Origin of the sequence: Pseudomonas parafulva (assembly GCF_002021815.1) — a bacterium.
Taxonomy (GTDB): domain Bacteria; phylum Pseudomonadota; class Gammaproteobacteria; order Pseudomonadales; family Pseudomonadaceae; genus Aquipseudomonas; species Aquipseudomonas parafulva_B.
In genome coordinates this window covers 3,534,299-3,551,992 of sequence record NZ_CP019952.1, presented here as the reverse complement: position 1 = coordinate 3,551,992, position 17,694 = coordinate 3,534,299, and the positions used below count along the sequence as shown (strand labels likewise).

At 62.6% G+C, this 17,694-nt stretch carries 19 protein-coding genes; 14 read left to right on the top strand and 5 right to left on the bottom strand.

Going from position 1 to position 17,694, the window contains the following annotated elements:
• The first annotated feature begins 62 nt into the window (after positions 1–62).
• From lysS to B2J77_RS15935, 6 genes are all read left to right on the top strand, one after another.
• Entirely contained in the window at positions 63–1,565 is a 1,503-nt protein-coding gene (gene lysS / locus B2J77_RS15960) for a lysine--tRNA ligase (RefSeq protein ID WP_078479001.1), read from the top strand.
• Between the two features lie 189 nt (positions 1,566–1,754).
• The gene (locus tag B2J77_RS15955; protein WP_058639564.1) at positions 1,755–2,459 is read left to right on the top strand and encodes a TetR/AcrR family transcriptional regulator; all 705 of its coding nucleotides are present in this window, start codon (positions 1,755–1,757) and stop codon (positions 2,457–2,459) included.
• Between the two features lie 28 nt (positions 2,460–2,487).
• Positions 2,488–3,036, top strand: coding sequence for a hypothetical protein (locus tag B2J77_RS15950; protein ID WP_078479000.1), 549 nt, complete (start codon positions 2,488–2,490; stop codon positions 3,034–3,036).
• Positions 3,037–3,159: 123 nt separating this feature from the next.
• Positions 3,160–4,437, top strand: coding sequence for a flavohemoglobin expression-modulating QEGLA motif protein (locus B2J77_RS15945; RefSeq protein ID WP_078478999.1), 1,278 nt, complete (start codon positions 3,160–3,162; stop codon positions 4,435–4,437).
• Positions 4,409–5,332 (top strand): alpha/beta hydrolase, encoded by a 924-nt coding sequence (locus B2J77_RS15940; RefSeq protein ID WP_058639548.1) that lies wholly within the window; start codon positions 4,409–4,411, stop codon positions 5,330–5,332. Before B2J77_RS15945 ends, B2J77_RS15940 begins: the two co-directional genes overlap by 29 nt.
• On the top strand, positions 5,329–5,655 hold the full coding sequence (locus B2J77_RS15935; protein WP_058639547.1) for a hypothetical protein: 327 nt from the start codon (positions 5,329–5,331) through the stop codon (positions 5,653–5,655). The genes B2J77_RS15940 and B2J77_RS15935 overlap by 4 nt, the downstream gene beginning before the upstream one ends.
• 87 nt (positions 5,656–5,742) lie before the next feature.
• On the opposite strand, the gene B2J77_RS15930 is transcribed toward B2J77_RS15935, so the two are convergent.
• From B2J77_RS15930 to B2J77_RS15920, 3 genes are all read right to left on the bottom strand, one after another.
• Entirely contained in the window at positions 5,743–6,525 is a 783-nt protein-coding gene (locus B2J77_RS15930; protein WP_058639546.1) for an OmpA family protein, read from the bottom strand.
• Positions 6,526–6,575: 50 nt separating this feature from the next.
• Positions 6,576–6,989: a DUF4398 domain-containing protein gene (locus tag B2J77_RS15925; RefSeq protein WP_023534068.1), complete on the bottom strand. Its 414-nt coding sequence runs from the start codon at positions 6,987–6,989 to the stop codon at positions 6,576–6,578.
• Positions 6,990–7,268: 279 nt separating this feature from the next.
• On the bottom strand, positions 7,269–7,610 hold the full coding sequence (locus B2J77_RS15920; RefSeq protein ID WP_058639545.1) for a hypothetical protein: 342 nt from the start codon (positions 7,608–7,610) through the stop codon (positions 7,269–7,271).
• Between the two features lie 197 nt (positions 7,611–7,807).
• On the opposite strand from B2J77_RS15920, the gene ppc reads away from it, so the two are divergent.
• The 7 genes from ppc to B2J77_RS15885 all read left to right on the top strand — a co-directional run bounded on the left by ppc (position 7,808) and on the right by B2J77_RS15885 (position 15,026).
• A complete protein-coding gene (ppc, locus tag B2J77_RS15915; protein WP_078478998.1) occupies positions 7,808–10,435 on the top strand; it encodes a phosphoenolpyruvate carboxylase in 2,628 nt (875 codons plus the stop codon).
• A gap of 256 nt (positions 10,436–10,691) precedes the next feature.
• The gene (gene adk / locus B2J77_RS15910; protein WP_078478997.1) at positions 10,692–11,342 is read left to right on the top strand and encodes an adenylate kinase; all 651 of its coding nucleotides are present in this window, start codon (positions 10,692–10,694) and stop codon (positions 11,340–11,342) included.
• A gap of 166 nt (positions 11,343–11,508) precedes the next feature.
• Positions 11,509–12,183 (top strand): tRNA (adenosine(37)-N6)-threonylcarbamoyltransferase complex dimerization subunit type 1 TsaB, encoded by a 675-nt coding sequence (tsaB, locus tag B2J77_RS15905; protein WP_058639543.1) that lies wholly within the window; start codon positions 11,509–11,511, stop codon positions 12,181–12,183.
• A 130-nt stretch (positions 12,184–12,313) separates the two neighbouring features.
• Positions 12,314–12,604, top strand: a complete 291-nt coding sequence (locus tag B2J77_RS15900) for a hypothetical protein (RefSeq protein ID WP_058639542.1) — start codon at positions 12,314–12,316, stop codon at positions 12,602–12,604.
• 3 nt (positions 12,605–12,607) lie between these two features.
• Positions 12,608–13,477, top strand: a complete 870-nt coding sequence (locus tag B2J77_RS15895; protein ID WP_058639541.1) for a DUF72 domain-containing protein — start codon at positions 12,608–12,610, stop codon at positions 13,475–13,477.
• A 29-nt stretch (positions 13,478–13,506) separates the two neighbouring features.
• Positions 13,507–14,340: an isocitrate lyase/PEP mutase family protein gene (locus B2J77_RS15890; protein WP_058639540.1), complete on the top strand. Its 834-nt coding sequence runs from the start codon at positions 13,507–13,509 to the stop codon at positions 14,338–14,340.
• Positions 14,337–15,026: an extensin family protein gene (locus B2J77_RS15885; protein WP_058639539.1), complete on the top strand. Its 690-nt coding sequence runs from the start codon at positions 14,337–14,339 to the stop codon at positions 15,024–15,026. Before B2J77_RS15890 ends, B2J77_RS15885 begins: the two co-directional genes overlap by 4 nt.
• A gap of 2 nt (positions 15,027–15,028) precedes the next feature.
• Here the strand turns inward: B2J77_RS15885 and B2J77_RS15880 are convergent, their stop codons facing one another.
• Positions 15,029–15,649, bottom strand: coding sequence for a hypothetical protein (locus B2J77_RS15880; RefSeq protein WP_058603739.1), 621 nt, complete (start codon positions 15,647–15,649; stop codon positions 15,029–15,031).
• Between the two features lie 102 nt (positions 15,650–15,751).
• Between B2J77_RS15880 and B2J77_RS15875 the strand changes: the two genes are divergently transcribed.
• Positions 15,752–16,528: a class I SAM-dependent methyltransferase gene (locus B2J77_RS15875; protein WP_058639538.1), complete on the top strand. Its 777-nt coding sequence runs from the start codon at positions 15,752–15,754 to the stop codon at positions 16,526–16,528.
• A gap of 24 nt (positions 16,529–16,552) precedes the next feature.
• Here the strand turns inward: B2J77_RS15875 and B2J77_RS15870 are convergent, their stop codons facing one another.
• On the bottom strand, positions 16,553–17,467 hold the full coding sequence (locus B2J77_RS15870; protein WP_078478996.1) for an RHS repeat-associated core domain-containing protein: 915 nt from the start codon (positions 17,465–17,467) through the stop codon (positions 16,553–16,555).
• Between the last annotated feature and the right edge of the window lie 227 nt (positions 17,468–17,694).

Here is a 17,694-nt window from a genome sequence, read left to right as displayed (position 1 = left end):
TTGCCGGTAGCGCGCGCCCTGCCCGCCAAGGGCAACGAATACCTGATGGAAACAAAGACGACATGAGCGACCTGAAGACCGAATCGCAAGACCTGCAACAGGAAGAGAACGCCCTGATCGCCCTGCGCAAGGAAAAGCTTGCCGCAGAACGCGCCAAGGGCAATGCCTTCCCCAACGACTTCCGTCGCGACAGCTACTGCAACGACCTGCAGAAACAGTACGCGGACAAGACCAAGGAAGAGCTGGAAGCAGCCGCGATCCCGGTCAAGGTAGCGGGCCGTATCATGCTCAACCGTGGCTCGTTCATGGTCATCCAGGACATGACCGGCCGTATCCAGGTCTATGTCAACCGCAAGACCCTGCCCGAAGAAACCCTGGCTGCGGTCAAGACCTGGGACCTGGGCGACATCATCAGCGCCGAGGGCACCCTGGCCCGCTCGGGCAAGGGTGACCTGTACGTCGAGATGACCCAGGTGCGCCTGCTGACCAAGTCGCTGCGCCCGCTGCCCGACAAGCACCACGGCCTGACCGACACCGAGCAGCGCTACCGCCAGCGCTACGTCGACCTGATGGTCAACGAAGAAACACGCCACACCTTCCGCGTGCGCTCGCAGGTCATCTCGCACATTCGCAAGTTCCTCATCGAACGCGACTTCCTCGAAGTCGAGACGCCGATGTTGCAGACCATCCCGGGCGGCGCAGCGGCCAAGCCGTTCGAAACCCACCACAACGCCCTGGACATGGCCATGTTCCTGCGTATCGCGCCTGAGCTGTACCTCAAGCGTCTGGTCGTCGGTGGCTTCGAGAAGGTCTTCGAAATCAACCGCAACTTCCGCAACGAAGGGGTTTCGACGCGCCACAACCCTGAGTTCACCATGCTTGAGTTCTACCAGGCCTACGCCGACTACCGCGACAACATGGACCTCACCGAGGAACTGTTCCGCGAGCTGGCGCAGCTGGTGCTGGGCTCTACCGATGTGCCGTACGGCGACAAGGTCTTCCACTTCGGCGAGCCGTTCGTGCGCCTGTCGGTGTTCGACTCGATCCTCAAGTACAACCCCGAGCTGACCGCTGCCGACCTGCAGGATGTCGACCGCGCCCGCGACATCGCCCGCAAGGCAGGGGCCAAGGTGCTGGGCCATGAAGGCCTGGGCAAGCTGCAGGTGATGATTTTCGAAGAGCTGGTCGAGCACAAGCTGGAGCAGCCGCACTTCATTACCGAGTACCCGTTCGAGGTTTCGCCGCTGGCCCGTCGCAACGACGAGAACCCTGCGGTGACCGACCGTTTCGAACTGTTCATCGGCGGGCGCGAAATTGCCAACGCCTACTCCGAGCTCAACGATGCCGAAGACCAGGCCGATCGCTTCCTGGCCCAGGTGGCCGAGAAGGATGCCGGTGACGACGAGGCCATGCACTACGACGCCGACTTCGTGCGCGCGCTGGAATATGGCATGCCGCCAACGGCGGGCGAGGGCATCGGCATCGACCGCCTGGTGATGCTGCTGACCAACTCGCCATCGATCCGCGATGTGATCCTGTTCCCGCATATGCGTCCGCAGGCCTGAGTGAAGTCGAAAAAGCCGCCTTTTCAGGCGGCTTTTTCTTGCCCGAAGCTTTATGTTGTCATCACCGGCCCGCTCGCGATTCAATCCCTTGCCAAGTGAATCTACGATTCCAATGCCTGGGGCCAGATCGGACGCGAACGGGCATGCTCCGACCAGACACCGTACATGAGGTACTCCATGACAACCGCCATGGCTCAACAAGGGGCTGCCGGCATCGCCACCGCCGTTGCCGAAAGCGTGCGTTACCAGGGTCGCAAGACGGCCCGGCAAGGCAGCGAACAGCGCCGCCAACTGATTCTGGACGCCGCCATGCGCATCGTGGTGCGCGATGGCGTTCGGGGCGTGCGACACCGTGCCGTCGCCGCAGAGGCAGGGGTACCGCTGTCGGCCACCACCTACTACTTCAAGGATATCGAGGACCTGCTCACCGACACGTTCGCCCAGTACGTCGAGCGCAGCGCCGCCTACATGGCCAAGCTCTGGCTCAACACCGAAGCGGTGCTGCGCCAACTGCTGGCCCAGGGCGACGGCAGTCCCCAGGCACGGGCAAAACTGGCCGATGAAGTGGCGCGCATGATGGCCGATTATGTGCAGCGCCAACTGCTCACCCGCCGCGATTTCATGATGGCCGAGCAGGCGTTTCGCCAGGAAGCGCTGTTGTGCCCGCGCCTGGCCGAGCTGGTGTGTGCCCACGAGCAGATTCTGCTGCACGGTACGCGCCAGCTGCTGCAAGTCGTTGGCTCGCGGCAGCCGGAACAGGATGCACAGATGTTGACGGCGATTATCGAGCAGATGGAATATCAGGGCCTGCTCAAGCACGCCGAGGCGCAGGCCGATGGGCCGATGCTGGCAATGCTTACCCGATACCTGCAGTTGGTGCTGGCGTCGGATTGAGCCCGACCTTTTCGAGGAAGAAAACCTGATGAAAGCCTGGCGTGTGGTGCTGTTGACGCTGTCATTCCTGATGCTGGGCGGTTGTCTGGTGACGTTTTCCGAACCGCTGCCAGGCAAGTCCTCGACACCCAGGGGGCTTGTGGGCAGCTGGATCACCAAGGACGCCTGGGGCGAGCCGCTGAAGCTGGTCATCACGCGTGCCGACGCAGGGGCCTACAAGGCGGTAGCTACACCCAAGGGCAAATCTGCGCAGACCTATGTGTTCAACGTGGCCCAGCAGGGTAATCGCTGGTACCTGTCGGCGCGGGTGCCGGGCGAATTTGGGGGCAACTACGTGATCGGTGGTTTCGATATCGTCGATGGCAAGGAGCTGGTGGTCTATAACCTCGATGTGCAGCAAGTGCAGCAGGCCTTGGGCAGCAAGGAATTGAGCGGGCACAGCACCGAAGTGGCGCAGGACAACGGCGAGGGTGTGCTGGTGGACAGCCCGCCAGAGCGAGTCCTGGCCTACCTCAACGACCCCGCGAATTCGGACCTGTTCGTGGAGGCGGTGCGTTTCAAACGCGCTGGCAAGTGACAGGGCAGGTCTCGGGTGATTCGCGGGTGCGTCAACGGCGCGCGCCCACCCAGGCTGCTCGACACCTGAGTGGCCCGACACGAGCGGACATGGCTTGGCCTGACGGCCGATAAGGATTTCTTTGTGGACGAGTACCAGCAAACCATTCGCGCCCTGTCCGACCGTATCGTGGCCGCGCAAACGCCGATTCGCGTGCTCGATGCAGTCAAGTGGGACGATGGCATCCGCCGCGGCTTCGTCGAGGGCAAGGGCAAGGTGCCGCCTGCCGTGGACCGCGCCTATTATCAGGCGCGCTCACTGGGGTTCGACTCCAGCGCAGTGAAAGCGGAGTTCCAGGCCATCGAGCGTGACATCATCCGCCAGCTTGGCCAGTTCAGCCCCGTGGGGCAGATCATGAAACGCATGTGCCGCGAGTACCGCATGGTAGTGCGCATGCTCGAGGCCAGGGGCACGGAAGATTTCGGTCTGATTTCCCAGGAGCTGTACGGCGCTGCCTCCGACGTTTTCCATGCCGGTGACCCGACCCTGGCCGACCTTGGCCTGATGCTGTCGGACTACCTGAACAACATCGATGGGCGCGGCGACCTCAAGGACGAGCCGAAGAACCTGACGGCCAAGCAAGCGGTGGATATTCTCCAGTGCCGGTTGAACAAGGTGTTCGGCGAAGCCGAAGGGACCATCCGCGTGTTCGAGTCCGACGGCATCGTGGCCGATGCCGCCGCCGGTGCCGACTACATCAAGGTGCGTGCCGATGCCATGTTCAACGCGCGTGATGTACGGGCCTTGGAAGTCCACGAGGGGCTGGTGCATGTGGGCACCACACTCAACGGCCTGAACCAGCCCATCTGTACGTTCCTGGCCAAGGGCCCGCCTTCCTCGACGGTGACCCAGGAAGGCCTGGCCATCCTGATGGAAGTCATCGCTTTCGCCTCCTACCCCAGCCGCCTGCGCAAACTGACCAACCGGACCCGCGCCATACACATGGTCGAGGACGGTGCAGACTTCATGCAGGTGTACCAGTTCTTCCGAGAGCAGGGCTTCGACATGGGGCAGAGCTACAGCAACGCCAGCCGGGTATTCCGTGGGTCGGTGCCCAATGGCTTGCCATTTACCAAGGACTTGTCCTACCTCAAGGGCTTCATCATGGTTTACAACTACATTCAGTTGGCCGTGAAGAAGGGCAAGCTGGAGCAAATACCGCTGCTGTTCTGCGGCAAGACCACCCTCGAAGACATGCGCACCCTGCGCCAGCTCGTCGAGGAGGGCCTGGTGGAGCCGCCCAAGTACCTGCCTGAGCAATTCCGCGACCTGAACGCCTTGTCGGCCTGGATGTGCTTTTCCAACTTCCTCAACCACCTGAGCCTGGACCGTATTGAAACCGACTACGCGAACATCCTTTAACGGGCTGCGCCTGCTGACGGCAGGCATGCTGCTGGTGCTGCTGGGCGGGTGCAGCGGCTTGCTGTTCTACCCCGAGCGAGGCCAGGCGTTCACGCCTGAGCGGGCCAGGCTCGCCTACAGCGATGTCACCCTGGTTGCCGCCGACGGTGTGCGCCTGCACGCTTGGTGGCTGCCGGCCAAGCAAGGTGTGGCGGTCAAGGGCACGGTGCTGCACCTGCACGGCAATGGGGGCAATCTGCCCGGTCACCTGGGCGGCAGCTACTGGTTGCCGGAGCAAGGTTACCAGGTGCTGATGATCGACTACCGAGGCTACGGACTGTCCGAGGGCAAGCCGCGGCTACCTGAGGTCTATCAGGATATCGCTGCCGCCATGGCCTGGCTCGATCAGTCCCCGCAGGTCAAGGGCAAGCCTCTGGTGTTGCTGGGGCAGAGTCTGGGCGGTGCCATGGCCATCCACTACCTGGCGGCCCATCCCGAGCAGCGCGAACGCTTCAGCGCTCTGGTGTTCGACGGCGTTCCTGCCAGCTACCGAGCGGTGGGCCAGTACGCCTTGAGTACATCGTGGATGACCTGGCCACTTCAGGTGCCCTTGTCCTGGCTGGTGCCCGATGCCGATAGCGCCGTCGAGTCCGTCGGGCAGCTGACCAGCCCGCCCAAGCTCTTTTTCCACAGCATCGATGACGACCTGGTGCCGATGAACAATGTCATCCGCCTGTATCAGCAGGCGCCGCCGCCTCGAGTGCTGCAGTTGACCCGAGGTGGGCACGTGCAGACGTTCGCCGACCCCACCTGGCGCGAAGTGATGCTGCGTTTTCTGGATGATCCCAGCCATTTCACCGGCCTGCGGCGGCTTGCCGAAGTGCCCAATGCCTATGACGAGAAGAGCCCGCAATGAGCGAAGAACGCAACGCCATACCGCTGATCCTGACGGGAGTCGGCAGCATCATCGTGACGGTGGGAGCCCTGTGGTACTACGGTTACCTGCACTTCGCCAAGCCTGAGGATGCCTTGTTGCTCCAAGACTTCACCATGCTCAAAACGGTACCGGGCGAAGACTACAAGGTGTCATTGGAGCCGGCAGCGCAGGTGGCCCAATGCGCCGAGGGTGTGCTGGTCCTGTTCGACACCCAGCAAAAAGGCCTCAGTGGAGTGCTGGTCGACAGTCGTAAGCGCGCCGTGCGCTGTGTGGGCGCAGATACGCCGCAGCAGGTGCGATAGGTCTTCGTGGCTAACCGGTAGCAGCAAAAAAGAACCCCGCGCTGGAGGGACGCTCCAGCGCGGGGTTCTTCGTCCTGCCGTGCGGCGTTACTTCATCGAAGAACGCGGTGCAACAGGCTGGTTGTCGTTGGAGATGGTGACTTCCACGCGACGGTTTTGGGCGCGGCCCGAGTTGCTGGAGTTATCCGCTACCGGATACTCCTTGCCGTAGCCTTGGGCAACGATGCGAGCTGGGTCTACACCGGCGCGGACCAGTGCCATGCGCACGCTGCCGGCGCGACGCTCGGACAGGGACTGGTTGTAGCTGGCCGAGCCGACGCTGTCGGTGTAACCCTCGACGATCACCTTGCGCTCAGGGTTTTCCTGAAGGAACTGAGCCAGCTTGGTGATGTTCGGGTAAGCGTTGCTCTTGAGCTCAGCCTTGTTGAAGTCGAACAGCACGTCGCCGAAGGTCACCAGGGTGCCGCGGTCGGTCTGCTTGGCGTTCAGGCTCTGCTGCAGCTTGGCGATCTGGGCGTCACGGGCGTCCAGCTTGGCCTGCGCGCGCAGCGCGGCGGCGTTTTTCAGGTCGCCTTCGGCAGTGCGCAGGGCGATGGTCTGCTTGGCCACTTCAACGCGCTGGTTGGTCAGGTAGGCCAGTTGGTCGACCTTCTGCTCGTCTTCACGGTCCATGTAGGCCTTGTCGGCCTTGTTCAGCCAGTCCTGGGCGTCCTTGGTTTCAAGGGCAGCCACTTTGCTGGCCTGCGGATCGCTCTGCAGGGAGGAGAAGTTGGTACGAGCCGCTTCCAGGTTGGCGTTCGGGTCGTGCGAGCAGGCAGCGAGACCGACGCTCAGGGCCAGGAGGGCGGGAATCATGACGTGTTTGCGCATAGTGTTCATCCTTTGATCGAGTGCGAAGGCTAAGGGAGACAGGGCAGGGCTCACTGAGCGCTGCGCAGGCCTTCCTCACGTACGTCCTGGGCGCCTTGACGGGCGTCCTGTACGGCCTTCTGGGCCTTGGCCGCCTGGGCCTTACGTTCGGCGAGACGCGCGTCCCATTCAGCCTGTTCGGCCAGACGCTTGGCTTCGTCGTACTTCTTGTCATGCATGGCGATTTCGGCCTGCTTGAACTTGTCCTGAGCGGCTTTCATTTCGACAGCAGCGTACTCGGTGCCGCCTGCGCTGACGGCAGAGTTCACGGCGGACTGGGTCACAGCGTACTGTTCGGTAGGCGGGTTGCCTGCACAGCCAGCCAGGACCAGGCTACTGCCCAGGGCCAGCGCGGCCAGCTTGAACCCGCGCACGTAAGTGGATGAAGGTTTGACAGTGCGGGTTTTCATGGTGGTCAGCTCCATTAGATCACTCCTGATAATGACGATGTCCGTAGCAGTCCATCGCTCATCCCCCGGACCGTTTTCATGCGCTTGAGCTCGATGGCGCACAAGTACCGGTGTGCAGGGTTTTAGCGTGATGGCTATTGGCTCCGACTGGAAGAATTTTCGAATAGTTCAGTAAAAAGTCCAGATTACGAGTAACTCTTTCTGACTAATCGGTCAGCTGCAATCCAGCGGAACTTTTGCCTGCCCAAGCGGTTTTGGTCCTGATCGGCACCCGAAATCGTGGCCATGCGAAGATCATTTCTCATCGTTCTCAGCTTCAGTCAGGGCATGCAGATGCTGACGTGAAAGGGCGAGAAAACGAGGTGTGGGCCCTACGTCCTCGTACAGGGGATCGCCTTCCTCATCGGTGGCGATGACCTGATGCCCCTGCACGTAGGGGAAGCTTGCCTCCAGCTCCTCCAGCGCCGCACCGACTAATTCGCCCAGCAGCGCTTCGGCGGTACGCTTGGGGTACATGTCGATGAGCGCCGCAAGGCGCGCTTCGGACTCCAGATCAAGGTGCAACACATGTTCGGTACGGCTGAGGGTGCCGGCCGCGTTCTGTTCCCAGTGCTGGGCGAGTTCACGAATTTTCATGATGACCTCTGTTAGCGCCTGCTAGGGCATGCAAGGCATGAGAGTGGTGACCATCAACATTAGTTTGCTTTGGCTGCGCATGGCTTGCCATCGCCGCCTTGCTCTTGGCACTCTGGCAAAAGGTCGCGGCCTCACAGGCGGCGCGATGAGCCTAACAAGGCATGCCAGGCGCTCGAGTTGCGCCACGGAGAGGGCCAATGACCGATATCGATGTGCGTTTGCGTGAAGATGTCCATGTGCTGGGAGAGTTGCTGGGCGAGACTGTTCGTCACCAATATGGCGATGATTTTTTGCAGAAGATCGAGGACATTCGCCACAGTGCGAAAGCTGATCGACGCAGCGCAGGCGAAGAACTTAGCTCGACCCTGGGTGACCTGGATGATGATGAACTGTTGCCGGTGGCCAGGGCGTTCAACCAGTTCCTCAACCTGGCCAACATGGCCGAGCAATACCAGCTGATACGGCGTCGCGATGCCGATCAGCCCGAGCCTTTCGAGGCGCGCGTGCTGCCTGAGCTGCTGGCCCGCCTCAAGCAGGCCGGCCATGACGATCAGGCCCTGGCGCAGCAGCTGGGTGACCTGGATATCCAGCTGGTGCTCACCGCGCACCCTACCGAAGTCTCGCGACGTACCCTGATCCAGAAGTACGACGCCATCGCCGCCCAGCTGGCCGCCCAGGATCATCGCGACCTGACGCCTGCCGAAACCGCGCAAATCCGCGAGCGCTTGCGCCGTCTGATTGCCGAGGCCTGGCATACCGAAGAGATACGCCGTACGCGCCCAACGCCCGTGGATGAGGCCAAGTGGGGCTTCGCCGTGATCGAGCACTCGTTGTGGCAGGCCATCCCCAACCACCTGCGCAAAGTCGATCATGCCTTGCACGAGGCGACCGGCCAGCGTCTGCCACTGACGGCAGCCCCCATCCGCTTCGCTTCGTGGATGGGCGGTGACCGGGACGGCAATCCCAATGTTACCGCCAAGGTCACCCGAGAAGTCCTGCTGCTGGCGCGCTGGATGGCAGCGGACCTGTTCCTGCGCGACATCGATGCACTGGCGGCAGAACTTTCCATGCAACAGGCCAGTGCTGCCTTGCGCGAGCACGTGGGCGACAGTCCGGAGCCTTACCGTGCGCTGCTCAAGCAACTGCGCGACCGCTTGCGGGCAACACGCAGTTGGGCGCATTCGGCTCTGTCTGCCAGCGTACCGCCTGGGCCTGACGTGCTGGTGGACAACCGCGAGCTGGTTGCACCGTTGCAGTTGTGTCACCAGTCGCTGCATGACTGCGGCATGGGCATCATTGCCGATGGCCCGCTGCTGGACTGCCTGCGCCGGGCCGTGACCTTCGGCCTGTTCCTGGTCAGGCTGGACGTGCGCCAGGATGCCGCGCGCCACCGTGATGCGTTGAGCGAAATCACCGAGTACCTGGGCATGGGCCGGTATGCCGACTGGGATGAGGAACAGCGTATCGGCTTCCTGCAACAGGAGCTGGCCAACCGCAGGCCACTGCTGCCAGTCCACTTCGAGCCTCAGGACGAGACGGCCGAGGTTCTGGCCACCTGCCGGGAAATCGCCGCTGCGCCAGGCGCCTCGCTGGGCTCGTATGTGATTTCAATGGCAGGTGCCGCGTCGGACGTGCTGGCGGTGCAATTGCTGCTCAAGGAGACCGGCCTGGCCCGCCCGATGCGGGTGGTGCCGCTGTTCGAAACCCTGGCCGACCTGGATAACGCGGGCCCTGTGATGCAGCGGCTGTTGGCGCTGCCCAGTTATCGCGCCGGGCTGCACGGCCCTCAGGAGGTTATGATCGGCTACTCCGACTCGGCCAAGGATGCGGGCACCACGGCCGCTGCCTGGGCCCAATACCGCGCGCAGGAAAGCCTGGTGCGCATTTGCGCCGAGCACCAGGTCGAGTTGCTATTGTTCCATGGCCGGGGCGGTACGGTGGGGCGCGGCGGCGGCCCGGCTCACGCCGCCATTTTGTCGCAACCTCCGGGTTCGGTGGCGGGGCGATTCCGCACCACCGAACAAGGGGAGATGATCCGCTTCAAATTCGGCTTGCCCGGCATAGCCGAGCAGAACCTCAACCTCTACCTGGCCGCCGTGCTCGAAGCCACGCTGCTGCCACCGCCGCCCCCGCAGCCGGCGTGGCGCGACCTCATGGACCAGATGGCTGCCGATGGGGTCAAGGCTTACCGCGACGTGGTGCGTGAGCACCCGGATTTCGTCGAGTACTTCCGCCAGTCGACCCCCGAGCAGGAGTTGGGGCGCCTGCCGTTGGGCAGTCGCCCGGCCAAGCGACGTGCCGGCGGTATCGAAAGCCTGCGCGCCATCCCCTGGATCTTCGGCTGGACCCAGACCCGACTGATGCTGCCAGCCTGGCTGGGTTGGGAAACGGCACTGAACAATGCGCTGGCCGCCGGGCAGGGCCCGTTGCTTGCGCAGATGCGCGAGCAGTGGCCGTTTTTCCGCACGCGCATCGACATGCTGGAGATGGTCCTGGCCAAAGCCGATGCACAAATTGCAGAGGCCTACGACCAACGTCTGGTGCAACCGCACCTGCTGCCTTTAGGTGCGCAACTGCGCGACCTATTGTCGCAGTCGTGCCAGGTGGTGCTGAACCTGACTGGGCAGCAGGTGCTACTGGCGCATAGCCCTGAAACGCTGGAATTCATCCGCCTGCGCAACACGTACCTGGACCCGCTGCATCGGCTACAGGCAGAACTGCTGGCCCGTTCGCGTAACCGCCAGGCCGCTCTGGACAGCCCGCTGGAGCAGGCATTGCTGGTGACCATCGCCGGTATTGCCGCAGGGCTGCGCAACACCGGTTGAGGGGAGGGGGCAGGTCTGCTCCAGAACGGCGCAGGGGGGCACCGAACAGCTACGATACGGGGGTTGCGCTGGGCGCAACCACTTGCCCGCTCGACCTGAAGTGGTGCATTCATGCAACTTTGGGACGCTTGTCGGGCTGGCAGGCGCTGTGTATCTTGAGCAGCCTTCTGACCGATTCATGGTCATACCGAATTTCCGGACTTGGCCCTGGTTGCCGAATCCATTGAATTGCATACAAAAATTTGAGGAGCACAAGATGCGCGTAATTCTGCTGGGAGCTCCCGGGGCCGGTAAAGGTACTCAGGCAAAGTTCATCACCGAAAAGTTCGGTATTCCACAGATCTCCACTGGTGACATGCTGCGTGCTGCGGTCAAGGCCGGCACGCCCCTGGGCCTTGAGCTGAAAAAAGTCATGGATGCCGGCCAGCTGGTCTCCGACGAGTTGATCATCAGCTTGGTCAAAGAGCGCATCGCCCAGCCTGATTGCGCCAACGGTTGCCTGTTCGACGGGTTCCCGCGCACCATCCCGCAGGCAGAGGCCATGGTCGCTGCAGGCGTGGATATCGATGCCGTGGTCGAGATCGCCGTGGACGACGAAGAAATCGTTGGCCGCATGGCAGGCCGCCGTGTGCACCTGGCCTCGGGCCGTACCTACCATATCCAGTACAACCCGCCGAAGGTCGATGGCAAGGACGATGCCACCGGCGAAGACCTGATCCAGCGCGATGACGACAAGGAAGAAACCGTTCGCCATCGCCTGTCGGTCTACCACAGCCAGACCAAGCCACTGGTGGACTTCTACCAGAAGCTGTCGGCTGCCAACGGTGGCAAGCCCAAGTACAGCCACATCGAAGGTGTGGGCTCGGTGGAGGCGATTACTGCCAAGGTGCTGGCCGCGCTGAGCTGATCGGCACGTTGTCATTGAACGACGGCCCGCTTGCGGGCCGTCGTCGTTTTTGGCCTCGTGCGATGCTGTGGTATCCCTGGCGGCCCACACGGAGGGGGTTTGGGACACGAAGGCGCCGCTGCTCTATACTCCCGCTTTTTTCCACTCACACCTGGATACCTGTTCGATGACCACCTTGTTGGCCCTGGATACCGCTACCGAAGCCTGTTCCGTTGCACTGCTGCATAACGGCGAGGTAACCAGCCACTACGAGGTGATCCCGCGCATGCATGCCCAGAAGTTGCTGCCGATGATCAAGCAGCTGCTGGCCGAATCCGGCGTCGCCCTGGGCACGGTCGATGCCATTGCGTTCGGCCGTGGCCCGGGTGCGTTCACTGGCGTGCGCATTGCCATCGGCGTGGTACAAGGGCTGGCTTTCGCCCTGGAGCGGCCCGTATTGCCGGTGTCCAACCTCGCCGCGCTGGCCCAGGGCGCATTGCGTCAACAGGGTGCCCAGCAAGTGGCCGCCGCCATCGACGCGCGTATGGACGAGGTGTACTGGGGCTGCTATCAGGCCGTAGCGGGGGAAATGCGCCTGCAAGGCGATGAAGCGGTACTGCCACCTGAACGCGTGGCGTTGCCAGCCGGGGCACAAGGACTTTGGTTTGGGGCAGGCACGGGCTGGGGCTATGCCGAGCGCCTGGCGGTCACTGTTGGCGCAAGCGACCCCTCTGCCTTGCCCAGCGCCCTTGATGTACTGAGCCTGGCCCGCTTTGCCTGGGATCGGGGTGAGGCCATCGCAGCCGAGCAGGCCCAGCCGATCTACCTGCGTGACAACGTGGCCACGCCCAAAAAACAGTGAGGCTGTTCGTCGGGCGCTCTCGATAGTGCTACAACCTTTTGCACAAACTGTGGTCAAGTTCTCAATCGAGCGTTAGCGGCGGGCCATCAATGCTGCTAAATTGCCATCATTGGTCCCGGGTGCTCATGCCATGCGTGTCGACGGTTTCTCATCACAGTCCTTTCCGATCAAGCGTACGCCGCGCAAGGCGGCCGTGCATGATGACGTGGCCGATGATGTCGAACTGGTAGAAGAGGCTGCCATGGCACCTCAGGAGCCTGCTGCTCGTCGCCGTGCCAGCACGCTGCCAGCCCGTCAGCAAGACATGGTGTTCCCCCGCGCCCGTGACCGGCGCACCGCCTCGGCCCTTGCCAGTTACCTGAGCACAGCAGGCTTTACTGACTGGGACATGGAAGTACTGGGGCTCGACCTGTACATTTGACGGATGAGCCTGCCGTCCATCCCCTATTTCATTGGTTGCCCGTCGTGGAGCGAAAACGCCTGGCGAGAGTACCTGTACCCTGCTGACGCCAGCGCCGCGCAGATGCTTGGGCTGTACAGCCAGGTATTCAATGCCGTCGAAGGCAACACAACGTTCTATGCCAGGCCATCACCTGCCACGGTGGCCCGGTGGGCGGCAACGATGCCGGCGCATTTTCGCTTCACGGCCAAGTTCCCCCGCGACATCAGCCACGGTGGCGACCTGCGCGACCATCTCGAACCTGCCTTTGACTTCATTCGCCTGATGGCGCCGCTCGGGGCACGCGTGTCTCCTTACTGGCTGCAGTTGCCCGCTTTGTATGGGCCGGGGCGACTGGAAGAGCTGAGCCAGTTTCTGGAGCAGGTGGGCGTGAGCGTGGCGGTGGAAGTGCGTCACCCGGCGTTCTTCGCCAAAGGTGAGGAAGAACGCGCGCTCAACCGGCTGCTGGCCAAGTTGGGCGTCGAGCGGGTATGTCTCGACCCGAGAGCGTTGTTCAGCTGCACTTCCACGGACCCTGCCATCGTGCACGCCCAGTCCAAGAAACCCAATGTTCCACCACGACCAGCTGCTTTCACTCAGCATCCGCAGGTGCGCTTCATCGGCCATCCGGCGCTTGAATACAACGAACCCTTCCTGACCCCTTGGGTGGACAAGCTGGCCGCATGGATCGAGGAGGGGCGCAGCCCGTACATCTTCTTGCATACGGCTGACAACCGCCTGGCGGCCGCGTTGGCTCAGCGTTTCCACCAGCGGCTCATGCAGCGCCTGCCTGGGCTGGCCGCACTGCCGGAATTGCCGCGAGCGCCGGAGGTCAAACAGCTGGGTCTACTTTGATTTCTTCCCGACTGCCGGAGTGCTTGATCATGGATGTGCAAACCCTGCGAGCCGAAGCCTTCAAGGCCTTGCATCAACGCGATGGCGTCTTCGTCATGCCCAACCCCTGGGACGCAGGTTCAGCCAAGCTGCTGGCCAGCCTGGGTTTCGAGGCCTTGGCCAGCACCAGCGCCGGGCTTGCCTTCAGCCTGGGGCGGCCGGATGCCGAAGGGGCGCTGAGCCTCGATGACGTGCTGGACAACGCAGGCGAAATCGTCGACGCCACCGCGTTGCCGGTCGCTGCGGACCTTGAGAACGGCTTCGGGGATTCGCCCGAGGATTGCGCCCAGGCCATCCTGCGCGCTGCAGAGGCGGGGCTGGTCGGTGGCTCCATCGAGGACGCCAGTGGCCGCGCCGCGACGCCCATCTATGAACGGGGCCTTGCGGTGGAGCGTGTCCGTGCTGCCGTGCAGGCGGCGCGCAGCCTGCCGTTTCCCTTCACTTTGTGCGCGCGCGCGGAAAACCTGCTGCACGGTCGCCAGGACCTGGACGACACCATCGAGCGCCTGCAAGCGTTCGCCGAGGCGGGCGCCGACGTGCTCTACGCCCCTGGCCTGCGTACGGCCGAGGAAGTGCGGGCAGTGGTGCAGGCGCTGGCCCCGCGCCCGGTGAACGTGCTGATGGGCATGGCGGGGGTGCCGTTGTGCGTCAACCAGCTTCAGGACCTGGGTGTACGGCGCATCAGCGTGGGTTCGTCGATGGCGCGTGTGGCCTTTGGCGCCTTGCAGCGTGCAGCGCAGGAAATCCGTGAGCAGGGTACTTTCGGCTACGCCGAAGAGGCCTTGCCGTTCGACCAGCTCAATGACCTGTTCCGTCGCGGATGAAGGTCGTTCTGGCGCTTCTGGGCGTACTGGTGCTGGCGGCCGGCCAGGCGTGGCATCTGGGCTGGCGCCCGCCTGCGCAGTGGAACCCGCTGGCCCCCTTGGACGTCAGCCAGCCGCCCAACTGGCTCACTGGCTTCAAGCTCAAGCGCCTGCGCGACGACCCGGCGCTTTGCCAGCAGGCGCTTCAGAGCAGTCAACTGCGCTACCGGGCGCAGGCTGACAGCCCTGCTTCGGCCAAATGCCCGCTGAGCAATGTCTGGCGTATCGAGGGTGGCCAGGCCCGCCTGAGCAGCAGTTTCCTGGCCAGTTGCCCGCTGGCGGTCGCCTACGCCTTGTTCGAGCGCCATGGCCTGCAGCCGGTGGCTCAGCGCGTGCTGGGCCAGCCGGTGGTGCAGGTCGATCACCTGGGCAGCTTTGCCTGCCGCAACGTCTACAACCGCAAGGCAGGGCGCTTGAGCCAGCATGCCAGCGCCAACGCTCTGGACATTGCCGGGTTTCGTCTGCGCGACGGCCAACGTATCGTTCTGGCGCGCGACTGGCAGGGGAGCGGGGACAAGGCGGTGTTCCTGCGTGAGGTACGTCAGGCAGCGTGCGAGCACTTCAGCACGGTTCTGGGGCCGGAGTACAACGCCGCGCACCGCGATCACTTTCACGTGGACATGGGTCGTTGGCAGGTGTGCCGTTAGCCTCAGGCGTAGGCGCGCACATTGTTCAACACCACTGGGCGCGCCCAGTGCATGTCGAAGGCCAGGTCGTGCTGCTGGCGTGCCAGGGTCGGCTCATCGAACGGTTCGGGGGCCGGGTCCAGCAGGGTGCTGTCGAATTCGGCGATCGGCAGGAACAGCGGCCGTGGCGCAGGGCCGGGACCCGGCTCGGCGACCGGTTGGCCCTGGCGGGCGACCACGGGCCGAACCCAACTGTTGTCGATATCGAGCTGACGCTGCTGCTCGATCATTTCCAGCGCACCGAACGGCTCAGGGGCAGGCGGCAGCAGGTTGGCCTCCAGTTCGGCCTTGGGCAGGAACAACGGCTCGGGCGGCGCGACCACCGTGTCTTGCACCGGGCAGGCGCGTTGTGCGTCGATCAGCGCCAAGGCACGCGCACCGCCAACAGGTTCTCCGCTGTCCTGGTCGTACTGCACGAATGACTGGCTGACGCTGTCGACGGGCGTTTCAGGCTGCTCCGCCATTGCCCGGGCGAAGAAATCCTGCCACAGGTGGCTGACGCCCCCCAGTGCCTGGGTATTGTGCTGACTGTAGTTGTCGACAGGCGACAGGTAGGTCAAGCCGATAGGAAGAATTTCTGACATGGCAGTCGCGCGCGTTGTGCTCTGGCAGAATAGCGGGATATTGCCTGTATCGGCCGTGGCTGCTGATTCATTAAGGCTTGGTTTGATTTTTAGGTGTAGACGATGGAAGAGCAAGGTGCGGGTATCAGGGTCGAGGCGATGTCGGCTGAGTATGCGGAGCAGGCCAAGGGTTGGGCTGAACGCCTAGGCCTGCCGCTACAGGACGAGAGCGCCGGCTTCGCCGTGCAGATCGGCGCTGACGGCTTGCAGATCCAGCAACTGGGCCCACAGGCACCGGGGCCGGTGCGGGTCGACTTCGTCGAAGGCCAGGCCGCGCACCGGCGCCAGTTTGGCGGTGGCAACGGGCAGATGATCGCCAAGGCGGTGGGCATCGCCCAAGGCATACGGCCGCAGGTGCTGGATGCCACGGCGGGGCTGGGCAAGGATGCGTTCGTGCTGGCCAGCCTGGGCTGCCAGATAACCCTGATCGAGCGCCAGCCGCTGATCGCCGCGTTGCTGGAAGATGGCCTGGCGCGCGCCCGTGCGGATGAAGAGGTGGGCCCGATTGTCGGGCGCATGCGCCTGCTGGCCGGCAACGCCATCGAGCGTATGCGCGCCTGGGAAGGCGAGGCACCACAGGTCATCTACCTCGACCCGATGTTCCCGCACCGCGACAAGAGCGCTCTGGTGAAAAAGGAAATGCGCGTGTTCCGGCCCTTGGTGGGTGATGACCTGGATGCCCCGGCCCTGCTTGAAGCTGCCCTGGCGCTGGCCAGCCACCGGGTGGTGGTGAAGCGCCCGCGCAAGGCACCGATCATCGACGGGCCGAAGCCGAGCCATAGCCTGGAGGGCAAGTCGAGCCGGTATGACATTTACCCCAAGAAGGCGTTGAAAGCTTAAAAGGAAATGTATCGGCCAGTGTGATCATTCCCGAAGTCTGCGGAGATCTTCCCGTAGTGCATCCATGATTGCATCCTCGTTTTCCTCATAGAATGCGAGACTAACTTGGGAGTCGACGGAAGGTCGGCGACTTGGACTTGGACTTGAACTTGGACCTGGAGGCGGGGTTTGGGAGTCTGGTACCAGAGCCAGGCTGACGGCCACCTCGTTCCGCGTATATCGCCATTTTGACGAGCGTGTAGCCGAATACATGTCGTATAGCATTTTTTCTTTATCAAGCCTCTCGATAATATGATTTGCGTGCTGGATCTTCTCTGTGCGCCCCCGATCGGTCGCATCACTCAGCATAGTCCTTGCACCTGATAGGCGTTTCTTTAGCGATTTGCCGAGCGCCATGTGTTCGTTAGCGGACAAGCTGGAGTTGGGGGTGTATAGCTTGGGTGAAAGCTTTTGATACGAGTATCCGCCTTTTCGCCACTTGAAGAACGAAGTATATCGGCCACTTGGGTCCGACCGGTTAATCGGGTCATTGCTGCAGTAGGCGTAAGCATTGATTCCCCCTTTTCCAAATGGTGACAAGCTGTCCACACTGTAAAAGCGCATCAGCTCTGGATTGAACAGGCGGTGACCATTACCCAGCAAGTAGCCTATGGCGGCGGGTAACCAACTCTGGCCTGTGAATCGAGATAACAAGGGATTGTCAGGCGGGCTACTGTCATTGCCGTAGGGGCCGTAGTTAATGGTCGTCTGGCTTTCTGAGACAATGTTGACGGTCGACGATTGTGCGTCTGTAGCCAGGAGGCTCGCTTGCGAAGGTAGGCTTGTCGTTTCGCATAGGTTCTGGCTATTGGCGCTGAGCACTGTCTGGTGAGTACTGCCTGTATACAAAGTCGAAAGCTTATTGCCTTTGTAAAAGATCTTCAGTGTTCGCGCTTTCATGGGGGTGTGCTCATAGTCGTAGAGGATACGAGCTTGTTGAAGAGTTTCAGGGTTGACTACTGGCAATAATGCCAGTAGTCATGGGCGTGTTGGTTAAACAGGCTCTGGCCAATTGGCGAGCGTGGTCCGCGCAGGATCGGCCTTGTATCGCGAAAGGGCTGCAAGGCAGCCCGTGATTCCAGCGTTGTCGCGAATATTGCTGGGGCTCTACGGCCTTTTCGCGACAC